Raw genomic sequence first — 16,513 nt, forward strand, 5'->3', positions numbered from 1 at the left:
AGTGAGGGGGTTATTGGACTGCGACGAACTTCTTTGGCCTGCCGGCGTGGCGTTCTTGGGCGGCGTAGCGCTCGATGCTGTCTATCGTTATCATCCGACGGCCGTCGACGAGTTCAACATCGAGCTTTCCGGCTTTGACCAGCGCGGTAATCCGCGGAGCGGAGACTTTGAGGTCCAGCGCTGCGTCTTTAAATGTTCGGCACGCCGCTTCCCGAGCGTCCTCGTGGTCGATTTCGACTGAAAGGGCCACGACCTCGGCCGAGCGTTCGTACCCCGCCGGAGTCAAACCGTTGTTGAGGTCGTCGGCCAAAAACGCCATCAGTGCCTCGGTGGCATGGGCAATCGCGTCTTCGCGCGTATCGCCATCGGCAAAGGCGCCGGGAATCTGCGGGAAGCTGGCGCAGTAACCGTCGTTTTCTTTTATGAGAACGCAGTCATAGGTAAATCGCTGCCTCATTTTGCCTCCAACTACCGTCCAGCTTGGCGACGAATACTTGCCCACGTGCCCTTCTTTGGTCGATCACCACCAGAGCCGTTCACGGTGACAACACGATCGCTAGAAACATACTTAGCATGACTACCGACTTGCGCGACCTTCACGAATCCATCGTGCTTGAGTAGGGCAATGATTTCCCGAAAGGTAAGAGGTTGCATGGACCGACCTCTTTCAGCCGTCCTAATTATAAACTAATTTATAATTTTTGTTAACCAGTTAATAAATATTACTGGCGCTGCTTGGGCTCGGTGACGATGGCTCGGACGATGCGGGGGCGATCGGTAAGGTCATGGACGATACGCACGTCCGAAAGGCCTGCCTGGCGACAGAGCTCGGCCGCGGCATCGAGGGTACCCTCGTAGAGCTCGCAGGCAAACAGGCCGCCGGTGCGCAGCATGTAAGGCGCCGCGTTGAGCAGGCGGCGGAAGATATCGAGGCCGTCGGCGCCGCCCTCGAGCGCCAGGTCGGGCTCAAAGTCCTTGACCTCGTGCGGCAGCGAGCGCATGACGTCGGTCGGGATGTAAGGTGGGTTGGAGACGAGCACATCAAAGGTGCCCCACTCTTCGCGGGGAATGGAGCTCACCAGGTTGGTGAGGCTAAAGGCAACCTCATCTGCCGTGAGGCCGAGGGTGTCGCGGTTTTTGGTGGCCAGATCGATGGCGCGCGACTCGATATCGGTGGCGGTGCAGGTAACGTGGCCGCGGCGCTCCCAGGCAAGGGAGAGCGAAATGCAGCCCGTGCCGCAGCCGACCTCGAGAACGCGGGCAGTGCAGGGCTCGGCTGGGGCAGGCGCAGCGGTATCCTGAGCTAAAGCCGTCTCCTGGTCGGCACCCTCGATGGCGACGCCGTATTCGTCGAGCTCGGACTCGGCGGCTTCCGCGGCTTCGGCTTCTGCTGCCTGCGCGGCGGCTTCCTCGGCCTCGCGATCGGCCAGTTCCTCGGCATAGGCACGGCTGCCCAGTACGTCGCCGCCTAGCGCCGCCTCATCGGCAGCCGTCAGATTAGCGGCACGGCGCTCGGCAGTCGCCCGTTCGTCTGCCAGCGCGGCCTCGGCCTTGCGTGCCTCCTCGACCTCATCGTTCCAAGGCAGCTCAACACGCTGACGGGCAGCAGCCTCGGGGCTCAGCACCTCGGTATCCAGATAATTGAGGACTTCTTCGACGAGCATCTCGGTCTCGGGGCGCGGGATGAGCACGCCGGGGGCGCACGCGACGTCGATCATGCGAAACTGCGTGCTGCCGGTGATGTACTGCAGCGGCTCGCCTTTGGCGCGACGAACGACGGCCGCGTGCATGGTCTCGAGCTGGGCCGCATCGAGCGTCTCGTCCATGCGCATATATAAGTCGATGCGCGCCAGACCCGTAGCTGCGCACAGCAGCCACTCGGCAGAAAGACGGGGGTGCTCCTCGCCGCGCTCGGCTAGGTACTCCTTGGTCCACTCGAGACAACGCTTGATGGTCCAGATCTCGTTTGCCATGGGGCCCTCCCCTCTTAAGCGCCGGGCGGCGCGCTAATGTCGGAGCAGATTGTAAGCGAGGCCAGCGCTTGGCAAGGGACGATTGAAGGCGATTATCGAGAATCAGCCCAGAATTTTGCACCGGGCTCGCTCAAAGTGTTCATTCGCCGACGTCTAGATTTGCATTCGTCAAGCTTTTGGCAAGGTTGCCCCAAAACTGACCAATATCTAACCAAGAACTTGCCAAATCACTTGACGCGCGACCCATCAAAAATCGCCCCGCGACTTCTTGGACAATTTTTCGAGCAATATTTTCGATAGCAGATATATGCCGTCAATTACCTTAAGCAGGTAAGCAGCTCAAATGACATCACAGCCGACTGAATAAAATATCAAGGCAATGTCACCAATGACTCCCTACGGATCATTTGACAACCAAGGAAACGCCAATGTTTTGGCAATGTCAGCGAGCGACGTCCAGAGCGAACAAGTTGGCATGAAAAAGGCAAGGCATAGACCTTCTGGTCATGCCTTGCCTTTTGAATGACAAATTGTCGCTCTGGACGGCACGCAGCGTCGGCTGGTCCGCCGTTCGGTAGAACGGCGGAACTTAGACTGCCTGTGCTAGCTTCTCGGCTCGCTCGGCGGCGGCGAGCGCCTCGATGACGGTGCCGAGCTGGTCGCCCAGAAGGACGCCGTTATAGGTGGAGTTGAAACCGATGCGGTGGTCGGTCACGCGGTCCTGAGGCTGGTTGTAGGTGCGGATCTTCTCAGAGCGGTTACCGTGGCCGATCTGGCTCTGGCGCTCGGCACCAAGCTCGGCCTGCTGTTTCTCGAGCTCCATCTCATACAGACGGGCGCGCAGCATCTGCATGCAGACCTCGCGGTTCTGGATCTGGGAACGCTGCTCCTGCGACTGCACCACGGTGTTGGTGGGCAGATGGGTGATGCGCACGGCGGAGTAGGTGGTGTTAACGCACTGACCGCCAGGACCGGAGGCGCAGTAGGTGTCGATGCGCAGGTCGGACTGGTTGATCTGGACGTCGATCTCCTCGGCCTCGGGAAGCACGGCGACGGTGGCCGTAGAGGTCTGGATGCGGCCCTGGGACTCGGTCTTGGGAACGCGCTGGACGCGGTGCACGCCCGACTCGTACTTCATGACGGAGTAGACGCGATCGCCCTCGACCTTGAACTCGATGGACTTAAAGCCGCCGGCCTCGCTGGGGCTGGAATCGAGCACGGTGGTCTTCCAGCCGCGCGACTCGCAGAAGCGCTGGTACATCTTGTAGAGGTCGCCGGCAAAGATGGCCGCCTCGTCGCCACCGGCGGCGGAGCGGATCTCGACGATGGTGTTCTTGTCGTCGTTGGGATCGCTCGGGATGAGCATGTACTTGATGTCTTCCTCGAGCTGGGGAAGCTTCTCCTCGTTCTCGGAGATGTCCATCTGGAGCATCTCCTTCTCGTCCGCATCGGTGGTGTCGCGGAGCATCTCCTTGGCGGCCTCGATGTCATCGAGCGCGCCGATGTACTCGCGCGAGGCGGCGATGAGGTCGGACTGGTGCGCGTACTCCTTGTTGAGGCGCGTGAACTCCTTGATGTCGGAGGCGACGGCCGGGTCGGAGAGCTTCTTCTCGAGCTCCTCGTAGGCCTTGATGATCTTTTCGAGCTTGTCGCGCATGGCGGAACTCCTTTATATGCGTGAAGGTGAAAATCGGCAGAGTTGATGGGGCGCGCGGCGCCACTGCGGGGGTAAGCCCGGCTAGAACATGTCGATCTTCAGATACATGCGCATCCCTTCGCGTATGGGGTACATAGTTGCGGTCTAACCCATACATGATAGCGTGCGCAGGCAAACCTGCATATAACCCGCACGGAATGATTGGTGCAAACTAGCCTGACCCCATTGCACCAAAGGCTTGCTTTTTGGCTATAACGTCTGGAGTAGGGCGACGAGGAAGCGGATGCCCTGGAGGTAGGCTCGGCGGGTGATGCGCTCGTTGGTGCCGTGGACACCGCGGTCGCACTCGTCATCGTCCACCACAAAAGCCGAGAAACGAATGCACTCAGGGCAAATGCGCTGGTAGTTAGCAGCGTCGGTGGCGCCGATCACGGTCGAGGGCACGATTGCCAACGGCTCGGATGATCCGTTTTCCTCCGTCGGCTTGGGATCACGGAAATAGCGGGCGGCGATGGCGCGGACGGCCTCGAACCCCGGACCGCCCACGCGCGGGGACGGCGAGGGTTCGGAGCTACCGGGGCCGAGCTCCACTTCGACACGGCCGGCGAGCCCCGCCGCGGCAACAGCCTCGCGACAGCGCGCCACGACGTCGGCCACGCTCGTGCCCTCGAGCATGCGGAAGTTGATGTTGGCCCACATGTCCTGCGGCATTACGTTGGCTCCGGTGCTGCCGCCCTCGATCTGGGTCGGCGCGCAGGTGGTCGTTACGAGCGGATAGAGCTTTTTGCTAGCGAGGCAATCGCGTACGATGGCGTCCTTGTTGGAGGCGATCTCGTCGACCGTGTAGAGCCCCAGCTCGCCAAGCTGTGCGGCAAGCAGGTCGGTCACGCGCGTCGGCCACTCGATATCGCAGATCGACGCGATGGCGCGGCTGAGCACCTCGAGAGACGTGCCGCCGTAGGGATTGGACGAGTGCCCACCTTCGCTCTTCGTCTTGAGCACAACGTCGGCATAGCCCTTCTCGGCCAGGTCTGCGTGCATGAGCCAGCCCTCGCCCGCAGCATATTCGGCAGCCGGAACGATGCGGTAGTCGCCCTCGTCGATCAGGTACTCAAGCTCAATACCGCGCTCCTCGAGCACGCGGCCGATGGCACCCGCGCCGTACTGTGTGGTCTCCTCGTCCTGGCCAAAGGCCAGCAGCAGGGTGCGCTTATGCTCCCAACCGTGCGCCAGTGCATACTCCACCGCCTCGAGAATGCCCGCGACCTGGTCTTTCATGTCGATGGCGCCGCGACCCCAAATGTAGGTGTCGTCCACGTGCCCGCTAAAGGGAGCGTGTGTCCAGTCCTCCTCGGTGCCCGGCACCACGGGGACCACGTCCATGTGGCCCATGAGCATGACGGGATTGAGCGCGGGGTCGGAGCCGGCAAGCGTCACCAACAGCGAATGGTCGATAAGCTCAACCTCGCCCGCCGCGAACACGCGCGGCCAGGCCTGCTGCATATAGGCACGCAAATCGGAAAACGGCTGCCAGTCCACCGCCTCGGCATCCATGCTCGAAATCGTCGGAAACGACAGGACGCGGCCCAAGCGCTCGCACGCACCAGCCTCATCCAAATCGGCAAAATCGTCCTCATGCGCAAAAAAGCGCCAAACCTCGGCCATGACATCCTTTCGATTGTGACAACGAGGGCCGCCCCACCGGAGCGGCCCTGTCGTTCACGTGTTTGCGGTCGGTTACTTGTCCTCGAGATAGCGAGAGAGGAACTCGCGGGTGCGCTGGTGTTTGGGGTTGCCGAAGAGTTCGGCCGGTGCCGCGTCCTCGAGCACCACGCCCTTGTCCATAAAGACCACGCGGTCGGACACGGTGCGGGCAAAGGCCATCTCGTGCGTGACGACAACCATGGTCATACCGTCGGCGGCGAGCTTGCGCATGACCTCGAGCACCTCGCCCACGATCTCGGGGTCGAGCGCCGAGGTCGGCTCGTCAAACAGCATGATCTGCGGATTCATGCACAGGGCACGAGCGATGGCCACACGCTGCTTTTGACCACCGGACAGGCGACCCACGGCGGCGTGCGCGAACTTTTCGAGTCCCACGCTCGCCAGATGCTCCATCGCGACCTTCTCGGCCTCGGCCTTGCTCATCTTTTTGAGCGTGACGGGCGCGAGCGTGCAGTTGTCGAGCACGTCCATATTGTTGAACAGGTTGAAGCCCTGGAACACCATGCCGATGTCCTCGCGCAGCTTATTGATATTGCAGCGCTCGGCCGTAAGGTCCTGGCCGTGGAACCAGATGTGGCCCGCGTCCGGGGTCTCGAGCAGGTTGAGGCAGCGCAGGAAGGTCGACTTGCCCGAGCCCGAGGCGCCGATAATGGTGACGACCTCGCCGGGATTGACGGACAAGTCGATACCCTTGAGTACCTCGAGTGAGCCAAAGCTCTTGCGCAGGCCCTCGACGCAGATAAGCGGCTCTTGGTTTTGCACGGCTGCCGCAGTGCCGGTAATGGCGGTATCTGCCATGATGATTCTCCTCGTCTTAAGCCTAGTTAGAGCTGGGCAGCGTGGCAGGAGCCTCGGCGCCGAGCTTTTTGCCAAAGGCTTCGAGCAGGCGGCTCGCCACGAGCGTCAGGATCAGGTAGACCACGAGCGCCACGCAGTAGACCTCCATCTGGCGGTAGTACACGCCGGCGACCGTGGTAGTAGCGTACATGAGGTCGAACACGCCGATGACCGAGAGCACCGACGAATCCTTGATGTTGATGATGAGCTCGTTGGTGAGCGCCGGAATCGCGTTTTTAATGCCCTGAGGGAACACGACCTTGCGCATAGCCTGCCACTGCGACAGACCCAGCGAGCGCGCTGCCTCGGCCTGGCCGGGGTCGATGGACTCGATGCCGCCGCGCAGGACCTCCATCATGTAGGCGGTGGAGTTGAGCGAGATGGTGACGAGGCCGGCGGTGAAGGTACTCCAAATCTGGTTGGCCTGGGCAGTCTCGAAGCCCATGCCGCGCAAAACGGTGAAGCCCGCGTAATAGATGAGCAGGCCCTGGACCATCATGGGCGTGCCGCGCACGATGGTGGAGTAGACGGTCGCAAAGCCGCGGCCGATGCTCTTAAAGAAACGCACCAGGTCGTTATCCACGCGGTCGAACGTCTGAATGCGCAAAAACACAAAGAGCAGCGCCAGGAAGAATGCGATGACGGTGCCGAAGGTGGCAAGCGCGATGGTGATCTCGATGCCACGGATGAAGAAGTCGCCGCTCTTGTAGGTCATGTAGACCAGGCTCGACAAAAAGTCGCTGGGGTTGGAGTCCGAGACAATGCTCACCTGCACCAGATCGATAAACGACATGACGCAACGGTCGATAAAGAAGATCGCCGCGATGGCGACCACGACATAGCTGCCCAAGCGCGCGCCGCGACGGAAGCGCTCGGAAGCAAACGGCGACTTTTCGCGATAGTCGCTCCAATGCATGAGCTTGGTGACGAGCGCCGCCGCCGACACGACGAGCCAGGCCCAAAGGATTACCCAGAGGCAGTCTTGGAACACGCCCGTGGGCGCCAAGAAGCTCAGCGGCGTGGGGTTGCGCTGGCTAAACGCCAGGCCGAGCGCCGCGATAACGCTCGTGCCCAGGTATACATAACGGTGGTCTGCCTTGATAAAGGAGGCCAGGCGATTGATGGTTTTCATGCTGCCTCCCTATGCCGGCTGACGGTCGAGGCACGCGTCCCACATTTGGTCGCGCTCCTCTTGGCTAATGCCCTTGAGTGTCTTGTCGATGAGTTTAAGCAGCTTGTCCGAGCCCTTGCGGCAGCCGACGTTTGCCGTGACCTCCTGCTTGAAACCCTCGCCCTCGGCAAATTGAATCGGCACGATACCCGGGTTTTGCGCCATATAGCCCTTCTCGTTCTCAGTGTTGTAGGTCACGGCGTCGCACGTGCCCTGCAGCAGATTCGAAAACACCGTGGGGACCGAATCGACCGGGTTTTTGTGCACAACGCCCGGGATCTCGTCAATGACAGTGTCGAGCATGGTGTCCTTTTGACCGAGCACCGTGGCACCGCTAAAGTCGCTGAGCTTGGTGGCGTTTTGGTAGGGCGAGCCCTCTTTTACGAACAGGCCAAAGTAACCAATGAAGTACGGGTCGGAAAAGCCGACGGACTCCTCGCGCTCGGGCGTGGCGCTCATGCCGGCGATGATGAGGTCGATCTGGCCGTTGTTGAGCGAATCGATAAGGCCCGAGAAGCTCTGCTTGACGGCAACGGGCTCGCCGCCGAGGGCCTTGCAGACGATCTTGGCGATCTGCACGTCGTAGCCATCGGCATAGGCGCCCTGCACGTTGTCGATGGGGATCGTGAACTCGCTGGCCTCAGAAACCTGCCAGTTGTACGGGGCGTAGGCCGCCTCCATGCCGATGCGGATCTTGTCCTTGCCGATAACGGAATCGGACAGGTCGTCGCGACCGCCGCCCGTCGTGGGCTGGACCACCTTGAGCGTGGACGGGCGCTGGCAGCCGGCGAGCGCGCCGGCGACAACGGTAGCGCTCGCAGCAAGCGCACTGCCTAAGAAGATACGACGGCTGCACACCGGCTGGGTATGCGCGTCGCGTTGATGGGGAGAATGCATAATCTGCCTTCCCTGTTGAATTGTATGCTGACGACTTAACAGGATATACGCCAGCGACCAGTAGCGCAGCACAAGCTCGAAAAATTAATAGACACGCGGTAGTCATTGGGAACGTCGATGTTTTGGCAATGCCAGCGAGCGCCGTCCAGAGCGAACAAGTTGGCATGAAAAAGGCAAGGCATAGACCTTCTGGTCATGCCTTGCCTTTTGAATGACAAATTGTCGCTCTGGGTGGCGCGCAGCGTCGACCGACCCGCCGTTCATCAGAACGGCGGAACCTAAGGGCGCAGCGTCGACCGGTCCGTCGTTCGTTAGAACGGCGGAACCTCTAGAGCAGGGTGACGCTAAAGGAACGGATGTCGGTAGCGCCCGGTGCCAACGTGATGGTGTTGACCTTGTGCTCAAAGACATCGTCCTCGGTGTCCATGGTGGTGTGGCCGGTCCAGGGCTCGAGCGCCACAAACGGAGCGTCGTTGGCGGCAGACCACACGCCGATGTACTTAAAGCCCTCAAAGTCGATCTTGACGCCGTGGCCCGACTTGCGGCCGCGCAGCGTGAGCGTGGAGCCCGGAGTATCGGTGAACATGATGGCATCGTTATCGAAGCTGCGGTGCGTGATGGGCAGCACGTCCGAGTTATCGGGAGCCTTGTAGCTACCCTCGAACGTCATGAGACCGTCGGGCGTGATGATGGGAGCCTCGTTCGTCCAGGCCTCGGTAAACGCCAGCTCGTAATCCTCGAATACCTCGTCCTCGGCACCGGGGGCGGGCACGTTAAATGCGGGGTGGCCGCCCACCGAGAACGGCAGGTCCACGTCGCCGGTGTTCGTAACGGCAAAGGTCTGGGTAAGCGTGGCGTCGCCGGTCAGGGCATAGGTCATGTTGAGCTTAAAGTGAAACGGAAAGGCCTTGAGCGACTCGGGCGTATCGGTGATCTCGTACGTTACCGAGGAGCCGTCCTCCGAAACCTCGACCAGCTTGTGCTCGACGATGCGCGCGAGTCCGTGGCGCGGCATCTCGCAGGTGCCGGCCGCAGACGTTGCCGTGTTGTTGCGCAGCGAGCCCACAATGGGGAACAGGATGGGCGCATGCTTGCCCCAAAAGGTGGGATCGCCCTGCCACAGATACTCGTTGCCGTTGAGGGCAAGGCTCGTGAGCTGGGCACCCATGGAATCGATGGCCGCGGTGAGGCCGCCGCGCTTGATGGTAGTGACGGTGGACATACTACTTCCTCCAATAGTAAACAACGGTGTCGAGGGCTATTGTCCCACTCTTGGCGGCGGGGTTGAGCGACAGGTGCAGTTATTGAGCAATAGCGTAAAGGTCAAACCCGCCCTGCGGCGTGCTATCGACCGTATCGGGCGCCTGTGAATTAAAACTCACCGGAACCATGCGCTTTGAGGCACGGTAACGCGTGCCGTCGGTGGCGACGGGCGGCTCATCGACCGTGAGCTCGTAGTCGCCGGGCTTGAGCTCGATGCCGTCACCTTCGGAATTGACGTATTGGTACTCGTCGATCGCTTGCCCCTTGAGCGTGCGACCCACGATATGGACGAGCATCTGGCTGTCGCCGCGCGCGGTGTCCCACGTCGCGCCGTCCTTGACCTCGACCGATACATGCACCGAGCGCGTGCGGCTGAGCGATTGTTCGACGGACATCTCGACCTTGGCGGCGTCTTTTCGTTGTTGTTCAACATGGCTCCAGACGTTTCCAATTACCGAGCATGCGATAACGCCGGCCATGAAGGCGATGAGGATGGGGCCGAGCGGAGAGCGACGGCCCGCGTCCTCCTCGCGAGCCAGGTCGGGGCGACGTGTGGGCGCGGGTGCTTGGGCACCCTGCGAGGGCACGTCGAGAATGCTGAAGGATGCCGTACTGCCGGGGTCGATGTTATGGCGCGGCTGCGGGATCTTGGCCGGCGAGATGGACATGTCCGCCGGCTCACCGAGTGTGGCCGTGGCATCGGCCTTAGCTTCATCGGCCTCGGCTTGGGCCCAGGCCTGCTCAAAGGTCAGGGGCTCGGCGGCATCGGAGGCGGCGTCAGGCTCGACAGCAGCATCGTTGCCGGCCTCGTCCTCGTCGCTCGACACGTCACGCGGCGCGGGCTCGTCCCACTCCTCGTCCGGAGCCTCGCCCTCGCTATACCACCATTCAAAGTTATCGATATCCATACGGGGCGCCCCTTAAGCCTCGCAAATAAACACTTGCCAGCCTTATACCCCCAGATGGCACGGGAGCTCGCCGGCACAGACAGGAAAAGCGTCACAACATTCGACGCTTTTCCTCGTTTTCGAGATTTTCATCAAATGTTGTGACGGTTTGGGCAGCAGCCACACCACGAATGTGACAAAGGGACTGTCCCTTTGTCACATCTGGAGGGTAACAGGGATTTGGATGCAGCAAAAGTCCTCTTGGTGGGACTCGTCGTAGCTCGTGGTATCGAGGTAGCAAAAGTCGAAAGCGTTGCCAACGGGCTGGAGCGCGTGCTCGTCCATGCAGGCAACGATGGCGCGGATGCCCTCGGGCTCGTACGGCATACCCCAGCGGCTCATGCACAGGTATGTGCCCTCGGGCAGCACTTCGATGCCGATCTCTGCCAGCTCGGCGGGATCGCTCGGCAGCAGTTCCTCGGCACCGCGCGGCAGCACGGCAAAGGAGCCCGCGCCGGCGATAGGGTCGTCGGAATGCAGCGCCTCACGACGCAGCATGGCACCCCAGCCGCGCATAGGGCGCGTGCCCGTCAACGCACGCATGCGCAGGATGGCCCGCATGAGCGTGGGGTGAAGCATCGAGCGGCCGCGCTCGATATCGCCTGGAAACTCCTCAAAGACCACGTAGCGACGCTCAAACTGCTTGAGCTCCGGCCTGCCCTCGCGCTCGCGCCAGTAAACCGCCTCGTCGTAAAAGCTCAGGCGCTCCTGCACGCTCGCGCGCTCAGCTTTGAGGCCGGCGATCTGTTCATCGAGCGCTTGCACCCGCGAGCGCAGGTGATCGGTCATCTCGCCAATGTCGAACGTCGAGGTCAGGCGGTCAATCTCGTCGAGTTCGAGCCCTAGGTCGCGCAGCATGCAGATCAGACGCATGAGCGGGATCTGCGTGGGCGAATAGAAACGGTAGCCCTTTTCGTTCACCACGGCGGGCTTAAACAGACCGATCTTGTCGTAGTAAATGAGCGTTTGGCGCGAAACATTGAACAAGCTCGCCATCTCGCTAATCGCATACATGCCCGTCTGCATAGATCCTCCCGACACATCCTTTGACGCGAAAAGCCCGCCGCCCACAGGGGCAGCGGGCTCAAACACTCCTCGTATCCTACCCTAAAGACGCCTATGACCAGCGCTTATAGTTTGCACATGACACGCCGACGGCCTCGAGCGCCTTGGCGGCGATGTGATGCACCGCGTCATCGAGCGTGGCGGGGCCGTTGTAAAACGTGAGCATGGGCGGCATGAGCATGACGCCCGGTACGCGCGCCAGGCGCGCCATGTTGTCGACATGAATGGCGCTGAAGGGCGTCTCGCGCACCATGAGCACCAGGCGGCGCTGCTCTTTCATCTGCACGTCGGCCGCACGCAGCAACAGATTGTCGCTGTAGCCGCTCGCGATGCCGGCGAGCGTCTTCATGGAGCACGGGGCCACGATCATGCCGTCGACCGGATAGGTGCCGCTTGCGATGGCGGCGCCGATGTTCTTGTTGTCGTAGACCACATCGGCATGCGTGGCAAACTCGTCGAGCGTCATGCCGAGCTCCTGCTCGATGGTGATCTCTCCCCCGCGCGTGACGACAAGCGCCGACTCGGCACCGGCCTGACGCAGGCATTTGAGGCACTCAAGGCCCAGCGCGGCACCGCTGGCGCCAGACACGCCAACGACAATGCGACGGGGACGGACAGAAGACTCAGGCATGACGGCTCCTTAACTACTTGGTAGGGCTACTTACTAGAAAGCAATCTCCTTGGCCCACTTGTCTGTGTCGATCTCCATGAACTGCGAGCGAATGAAGTTCTTCTTGAGGTCGAACGGGACCGTGCAGTCGAAGATGGCCTTGCAGGCGATGCCGTGCTCGCGGATCGTGGGGTCGAACGCGGGGTCGTTGGACGGATCGAGCACGTGGCAGTGGCAACCGGGGATGGTGATGAGGTCCACGTCGGCCTGGAAGCGCGTGGTCATGGCCCACATCACGTCGCTCATATCAAAGATGTCGACATCCTCGTCAACCAAGATCACATGCTTGAGCTCGGAGAATGCCGAGAAGGCGAGCATGGCGGCGTTGCGCTGACGGCCCTCGTCATTTTTGCTCGACTTCTTAAACTGCATGATGGCAACGAACTTGCCGCCGCCGCAGGGTGCAGCGTGGACGTTGAGCAGGCGGCCCGGGATAGCAGTCTCGACCATCTTGTAGATGGAAGCCTCGGTGGGGATACCGGCCATGGACACGTGCTCGTGCGAAGGACCGATGCAGCTCTCCATAATGGGGTTGACGCGCGTGGTAACGGCGGTGATCTTGATCACCGGGCAGACCTTGGCGCCACCGGTGTAACCGGGGAACTCGGGCATGGCGTAGCCGTGGCCGTTGACGTCCTCGTTGATGGTCTCGTCGTGCATGAGGTAGCCCTCGAGCACGTACTCGGCATTGGCAATGCACTTCTGCGGAACGGTGACGCAGTCGGCAAGCTCGACGGCGTGGCCGCGCAGGGCACCGGCGATCTGCAGCTCGTTGAAGCCGAGCGGCGTGGTGGGAGCCTCGAAGCCGCAGCACATGTACACGGCGGGGTCCAAACCGATGGAGATGGAGATGGGCATGTCTTCGCCGCGCTGGCAGTACTCGTCAAAGAACGCGCCCAGGTGACGGCTGCCGGGGGTAATCCACATGGCAAGCTTATCCTTGTCGACGCAGGAGAAGCGGTGGATGGTCACGTCGGACTGGGAGCCGTCGGGGCTCGTGCCGTAGGCGAGGCCCATGGTGATGTAGGGGCCGCCGTCGACGGGCGTGTTGGTAGGAGCGGGAACGATCTTGCGCAGGTCAAAGCCCTCGTCGGTCGCCTTGTACTCGACCTCCTGACAGTCGACGTGCGCACCCTCGGCGATCTGCTCGGGCGCGATCAGGTTCTCGAAGCGCTTGCCGATCTCGAGGCCCAGGTGCTCCTCATCCAGGTCGAGCAGGGCGGCAACGCGCTTGCGGCTGGCAAGCATGCCGATGCAGACCTTGGCATCGTCAAAGCCCTTGACGTTGTTGAAGACCATCGCCGGACCCTCTTTGGTCGGGCGCATAACGGTGCCGCCGGCGCCGACGTGACGGTAGACGCCCGAGACCTCGGCATCGGGATCGACCTGAGTGTCGGTCTCGAGCAGCTGGCCCGGCATCTCGCGCAAAAAGTCGAGCGCGGAGCGCAGGTCGTGGATCTGGGAAGCATCGGTAGTGGACATAGCATGCTCCTTTCGGGAGAGTGCCCGGCGGCGAGGATGCCGCCGGGCTTGGTAACGTAATGGGGCCGCAGCGCTCATAGATGGGGCGCTCGGGCACTCGCAGTTCAAGCACTCGGCTAATTACAGCCAAGCACTCGACTGCTTACATCAGGCCAAAGAGGTGGAACCAGGCGGCCTCGACCAGCACGACGATAAAGACGACCGCGGTGAGGGGAATACCCATGCGCATGGCCTCTTTGGAGGTGTAGCCGCCGGCGTCCTTGCCCTCGCCGATAAGGATCGGCAGGTTGTGGAACGGCAGGATGTAGTGGATGTTGATGGACGTGAAGACGATGAGCGCCACGGCAAGCGGGCTTACGCTGGAGCCGGCCGCGAAGCTGATGAACGCCGGCACGCACACACCGAGCACGGCCATGACCGAGCCCATGAACATGTGGATGATCATGGAGAGCGCGGCGACGAGCAGGGCGAACAGGAAGATGTTCTCGGGCACGGAGCTGGGAAGCACGACGTCGGCGATCCAGGCGTTCATGCCGGTGGCGCCGCCCACGGAACCCACGGCCATGGCGGCCGTCAGGAACATGAGGGACTTGATGTCGACAGCGTTCCAGCTGGCAGGAGTGAGAACCTCGCCGATGATGGGCATGGCGAGCGCGACACCGATGGCAAGTGTCACCCAGCCGATGTAATCGCCCGAGACGGTAAGCCACAGCGCGATGGCGATGACAAGCCACACGATGGTGCGGATCTCCTTGACGGAGAGCTTGCCGAGCGCGGCCTGCTTGGCCACGATCTGCTCGCGATCGTAAACGAGCTCCCTGCTGGGCTTAAAGAGGAAGAGGCCCAGGAACAGGGTGCACAGCAGCGCGACCAGCATAGGCACGCTCATGTACAGGAACCAGTCGACGAAGGACGGGCTCATGCCGCCGGCCTCGACGCTGTACTGCGCGACGAGCGGGTTGAGTGTGGAGTCGCCCGTCAGGAAGAACATGGAGCCCGGGGCAGCAGCGGCAAACACGAGGAAGCCGAGCTTACCCTTGTCGTCGTCACCGTAGCCGGCGGACTCGGCGATGACCGAGACGACGGCGAGGATGAGGAAGGCGCGGGGGAACGGATGCGGGATCAGCAGCGACAGCACAAAGGTGAGCGCGAAGATCGAGATGATGAGCGACTTGGCGTCGCGCACGAACTTGAGCATAAACGCATAGGCGATGCGCTCGCCCAGGCCCGACTCCTTGACCGCGCTGGCGATGAGGTAGGCACCAATGACGAGCCACATGGTGGCTTTGGTCCAGGAGCTAAACGTGGAGGCGACTGTCGCCGAGATGCTCGCGGCGCCCGTGTCGTCCACGCACACCTTGAACAGAACGAGCAGCGCGCAGTAGAGCAGGCCCACAAAGCCCGGCTGCGCCACGCCACATGCCCAGAACACCACCGTGGCGAGCGTCAGTGCCAGACAGGTCTGACCGCCGACCGTAAGCTCGACCGTCGAGCTCAACTCCGCCAAAGGAAGAAACTTCACCAGCAAAAAGACAACGATACCCAGCACAAAGCCAATTTCGCGCTTGGTGATCTTAAACGCCTTCTTTTCCGCTTCCATCTCCCCACCTTTCTTGTTGGGGGCGCTCCGGATTCGCAGCCACGTTGCCACTTAAAAAGGGGCGCCCGTTATCGGACACCCCTTACGTTGCGCTGTGTTGCGGCAATACAGTCAAGCGGGATTTTTGGATGAGAAGCGATCCTCTGGGCAAAAACCGTCACAACATTCGACGCTTTTCCTCGATTTCGAGATTTTCATCGAATGTTGTGACGGTTTGGATGTGGCAAAGGGACTGTCTTTTGTTTCACATAGCGAGATCCGTACGGATGGATGGGTCGCTGAGGGCCTCGCGGAGCCAGGGGGCCAGCTGCTCGGGGTGACCCTGCAGGTAGCCTTTAAGCTCGGACGGGGCCACGCGGCGCACTTCCGAGATCTCCTCTTGGTTGATATGCAGCTCGCCCGGCTCAACATGGGCAAGGTAGACCTCGCACCATTCGCACTCGCAGCGGCCGTCGCCGTGGTCCTCGCGGTACACCACGTGTCCGAGGTGCTTGAGCTGATCGGGCTCGCGCATGATGCCAAGCTCTTCGTTGATGCGACATGCCGTGGCGGCCGCGACGTCTTCCCCGGGGAGCGGATGGCCGGCACAGCTATCGGCCAGCACCCCGCCCCACAGACGTTTGAGCGGACTGCGACGACAGAGCAGCAGGCGCGCGTCTTCGCCCTGGCCCTCGACCAGAAGCGTCAGAAATGCCTGATGCAGGATTCCCTCGCCGGTATGGGCCTCGATGCGGTCGACGGGGCCAAGCGCCTCGCCGGTCGCGGCATCGACCGCCACGACCTCGGCGCCTGCGCCGCCCTCATCCCAGCCGGCGCGCAGAATGCGGGCTGCGGCCTCCTCGAGCGCGGCGATGAGTTCCTTGGTGGTATCGAGCATGCGCCGCAAGTCGTCCGCGGTCGCGTTCTCCACATGAAAACCCGTGCTTGCAACTACCGGCACGCCAAAGCGCGTGGCCAGCGCCGCCGCAATATCGTGCGCCGGAATTTCGTCTCGATGGCACGGAACGGCCAGGATGCTCACCGTCGCCGTACGGCCGGGCTCGGGGCGAGGAATGGCCTGCGCCGTGGCGCCCAGGTGCGCAAACTCCGGCGAGCAGGCGTACACCGCCATGCCTCGCGGCGTCACCGTCAACTGGGCCTCGAGCGCAAACTTGCCCTCGCCCACTACAACCTTTGTCGTGTGCATACCCATGGGATCTCCTGTCGCCCGCAATGTACCTGAGACC

15 protein-coding genes are annotated in these 16,513 nt (G+C 61.8%); all 15 read right to left on the reverse strand.

The window, feature by feature from the left end; translation table 11 throughout:
• Window positions 1-10: 10 nt before the first annotated feature.
• The 15 genes from AB5Z14_RS07680 to AB5Z14_RS07750 all read right to left on the reverse strand — a co-directional run bounded on the left by AB5Z14_RS07680 (window position 11) and on the right by AB5Z14_RS07750 (window position 16,479).
• Window positions 11-502 carry a type II toxin-antitoxin system HicB family antitoxin gene (locus tag AB5Z14_RS07680; RefSeq protein WP_368130960.1) on the reverse strand — a complete coding sequence of 164 codons (492 nt, stop codon included), beginning with the start codon at window positions 500-502 and terminating at the stop codon, window positions 11-13.
• Window positions 469-654, reverse strand: coding sequence for a type II toxin-antitoxin system HicA family toxin (locus tag AB5Z14_RS07685; RefSeq protein WP_117779405.1), 186 nt, complete (start codon window positions 652-654; stop codon window positions 469-471). Before AB5Z14_RS07685 ends, AB5Z14_RS07680 begins: the two co-directional genes overlap by 34 nt.
• 68 nt (window positions 655-722) lie before the next feature.
• The gene (locus AB5Z14_RS07690) at window positions 723-1,973 is read right to left on the reverse strand and encodes a N5-glutamine methyltransferase family protein (protein ID WP_368130961.1); all 1,251 of its coding nucleotides are present in this window, start codon (window positions 1,971-1,973) and stop codon (window positions 723-725) included.
• A 589-nt stretch (window positions 1,974-2,562) separates the two neighbouring features.
• Entirely contained in the window at window positions 2,563-3,630 is a 1,068-nt protein-coding gene (gene prfA / locus AB5Z14_RS07695; RefSeq protein WP_118388533.1) for a peptide chain release factor 1, read from the reverse strand.
• Window positions 3,631-3,879: 249 nt separating this feature from the next.
• Window positions 3,880-5,295 (reverse strand): M20/M25/M40 family metallo-hydrolase, encoded by a 1,416-nt coding sequence (locus AB5Z14_RS07700; RefSeq protein WP_368130962.1) that lies wholly within the window; start codon window positions 5,293-5,295, stop codon window positions 3,880-3,882.
• A gap of 72 nt (window positions 5,296-5,367) precedes the next feature.
• The gene (locus tag AB5Z14_RS07705; RefSeq protein WP_368130963.1) at window positions 5,368-6,153 is read right to left on the reverse strand and encodes an amino acid ABC transporter ATP-binding protein; all 786 of its coding nucleotides are present in this window, start codon (window positions 6,151-6,153) and stop codon (window positions 5,368-5,370) included.
• 22 nt (window positions 6,154-6,175) lie between these two features.
• Window positions 6,176-7,324, reverse strand: coding sequence for an amino acid ABC transporter permease (locus AB5Z14_RS07710; protein WP_368130964.1), 1,149 nt, complete (start codon window positions 7,322-7,324; stop codon window positions 6,176-6,178).
• A gap of 9 nt (window positions 7,325-7,333) precedes the next feature.
• A complete protein-coding gene (locus tag AB5Z14_RS07715; protein WP_368130965.1) occupies window positions 7,334-8,260 on the reverse strand; it encodes a transporter substrate-binding domain-containing protein in 927 nt (308 codons plus the stop codon).
• Window positions 8,261-8,588: 328 nt separating this feature from the next.
• Window positions 8,589-9,482, reverse strand: coding sequence for an aldose 1-epimerase family protein (locus tag AB5Z14_RS07720; RefSeq protein WP_271744993.1), 894 nt, complete (start codon window positions 9,480-9,482; stop codon window positions 8,589-8,591).
• Between the two features lie 79 nt (window positions 9,483-9,561).
• The gene (locus AB5Z14_RS07725; protein ID WP_055252426.1) at window positions 9,562-10,431 is read right to left on the reverse strand and encodes a hypothetical protein; all 870 of its coding nucleotides are present in this window, start codon (window positions 10,429-10,431) and stop codon (window positions 9,562-9,564) included.
• A gap of 195 nt (window positions 10,432-10,626) precedes the next feature.
• Window positions 10,627-11,496 carry a MerR family transcriptional regulator gene (locus tag AB5Z14_RS07730; protein WP_195534636.1) on the reverse strand — a complete coding sequence of 290 codons (870 nt, stop codon included), beginning with the start codon at window positions 11,494-11,496 and terminating at the stop codon, window positions 10,627-10,629.
• A 91-nt stretch (window positions 11,497-11,587) separates the two neighbouring features.
• Window positions 11,588-12,166: a UbiX family flavin prenyltransferase gene (locus AB5Z14_RS07735; RefSeq protein ID WP_055252424.1), complete on the reverse strand. Its 579-nt coding sequence runs from the start codon at window positions 12,164-12,166 to the stop codon at window positions 11,588-11,590.
• A gap of 33 nt (window positions 12,167-12,199) precedes the next feature.
• The gene (locus AB5Z14_RS07740; RefSeq protein ID WP_368130966.1) at window positions 12,200-13,687 is read right to left on the reverse strand and encodes a UbiD family decarboxylase; all 1,488 of its coding nucleotides are present in this window, start codon (window positions 13,685-13,687) and stop codon (window positions 12,200-12,202) included.
• Window positions 13,688-13,829: 142 nt separating this feature from the next.
• The gene (locus AB5Z14_RS07745) at window positions 13,830-15,287 is read right to left on the reverse strand and encodes an SLC13 family permease (protein WP_368130967.1); all 1,458 of its coding nucleotides are present in this window, start codon (window positions 15,285-15,287) and stop codon (window positions 13,830-13,832) included.
• 244 nt (window positions 15,288-15,531) lie between these two features.
• Entirely contained in the window at window positions 15,532-16,479 is a 948-nt protein-coding gene (locus AB5Z14_RS07750) for an isopentenyl-diphosphate Delta-isomerase (RefSeq protein ID WP_368130968.1), read from the reverse strand.
• Window positions 16,480-16,513 lie beyond the last annotated feature (34 nt).

The sequence above is a fragment of the Collinsella aerofaciens genome, assembly GCF_040910265.1.
GTDB lineage: Bacteria > Actinomycetota > Coriobacteriia > Coriobacteriales > Coriobacteriaceae > Collinsella > Collinsella aerofaciens_BK.

Coding starts and splice junctions, on each gene's coding strand:
- AB5Z14_RS07745 (WP_368130967.1), bottom strand. CDS start 15,287: ATGGAAGCGGAAAAGAAGGCGTTTAAGATCACCAAGCGCGAAATTGGC.
- AB5Z14_RS07705 (WP_368130963.1), bottom strand. CDS start 6,153: ATGGCAGATACCGCCATTACCGGCACTGCGGCAGCCGTGCAAAACCAA.
- AB5Z14_RS07685 (WP_117779405.1), bottom strand. CDS start 654: ATGCAACCTCTTACCTTTCGGGAAATCATTGCCCTACTCAAGCACGAT.
- AB5Z14_RS07740 (WP_368130966.1), bottom strand. CDS start 13,687: ATGTCCACTACCGATGCTTCCCAGATCCACGACCTGCGCTCCGCGCTC.
- AB5Z14_RS07735 (WP_055252424.1), bottom strand. CDS start 12,166: ATGCCTGAGTCTTCTGTCCGTCCCCGTCGCATTGTCGTTGGCGTGTCT.
- AB5Z14_RS07690 (WP_368130961.1), bottom strand. CDS start 1,973: ATGGCAAACGAGATCTGGACCATCAAGCGTTGTCTCGAGTGGACCAAG.
- AB5Z14_RS07750 (WP_368130968.1), bottom strand. CDS start 16,479: ATGGGTATGCACACGACAAAGGTTGTAGTGGGCGAGGGCAAGTTTGCG.
- AB5Z14_RS07710 (WP_368130964.1), bottom strand. CDS start 7,324: ATGAAAACCATCAATCGCCTGGCCTCCTTTATCAAGGCAGACCACCGT.
- AB5Z14_RS07715 (WP_368130965.1), bottom strand. CDS start 8,260: ATGCATTCTCCCCATCAACGCGACGCGCATACCCAGCCGGTGTGCAGC.
- prfA (WP_118388533.1), bottom strand. CDS start 3,630: ATGCGCGACAAGCTCGAAAAGATCATCAAGGCCTACGAGGAGCTCGAG.
- AB5Z14_RS07730 (WP_195534636.1), bottom strand. CDS start 11,496: ATGCAGACGGGCATGTATGCGATTAGCGAGATGGCGAGCTTGTTCAAT.
- AB5Z14_RS07700 (WP_368130962.1), bottom strand. CDS start 5,295: ATGGCCGAGGTTTGGCGCTTTTTTGCGCATGAGGACGATTTTGCCGAT.
- AB5Z14_RS07720 (WP_271744993.1), bottom strand. CDS start 9,482: ATGTCCACCGTCACTACCATCAAGCGCGGCGGCCTCACCGCGGCCATC.
- AB5Z14_RS07725 (WP_055252426.1), bottom strand. CDS start 10,431: ATGGATATCGATAACTTTGAATGGTGGTATAGCGAGGGCGAGGCTCCG.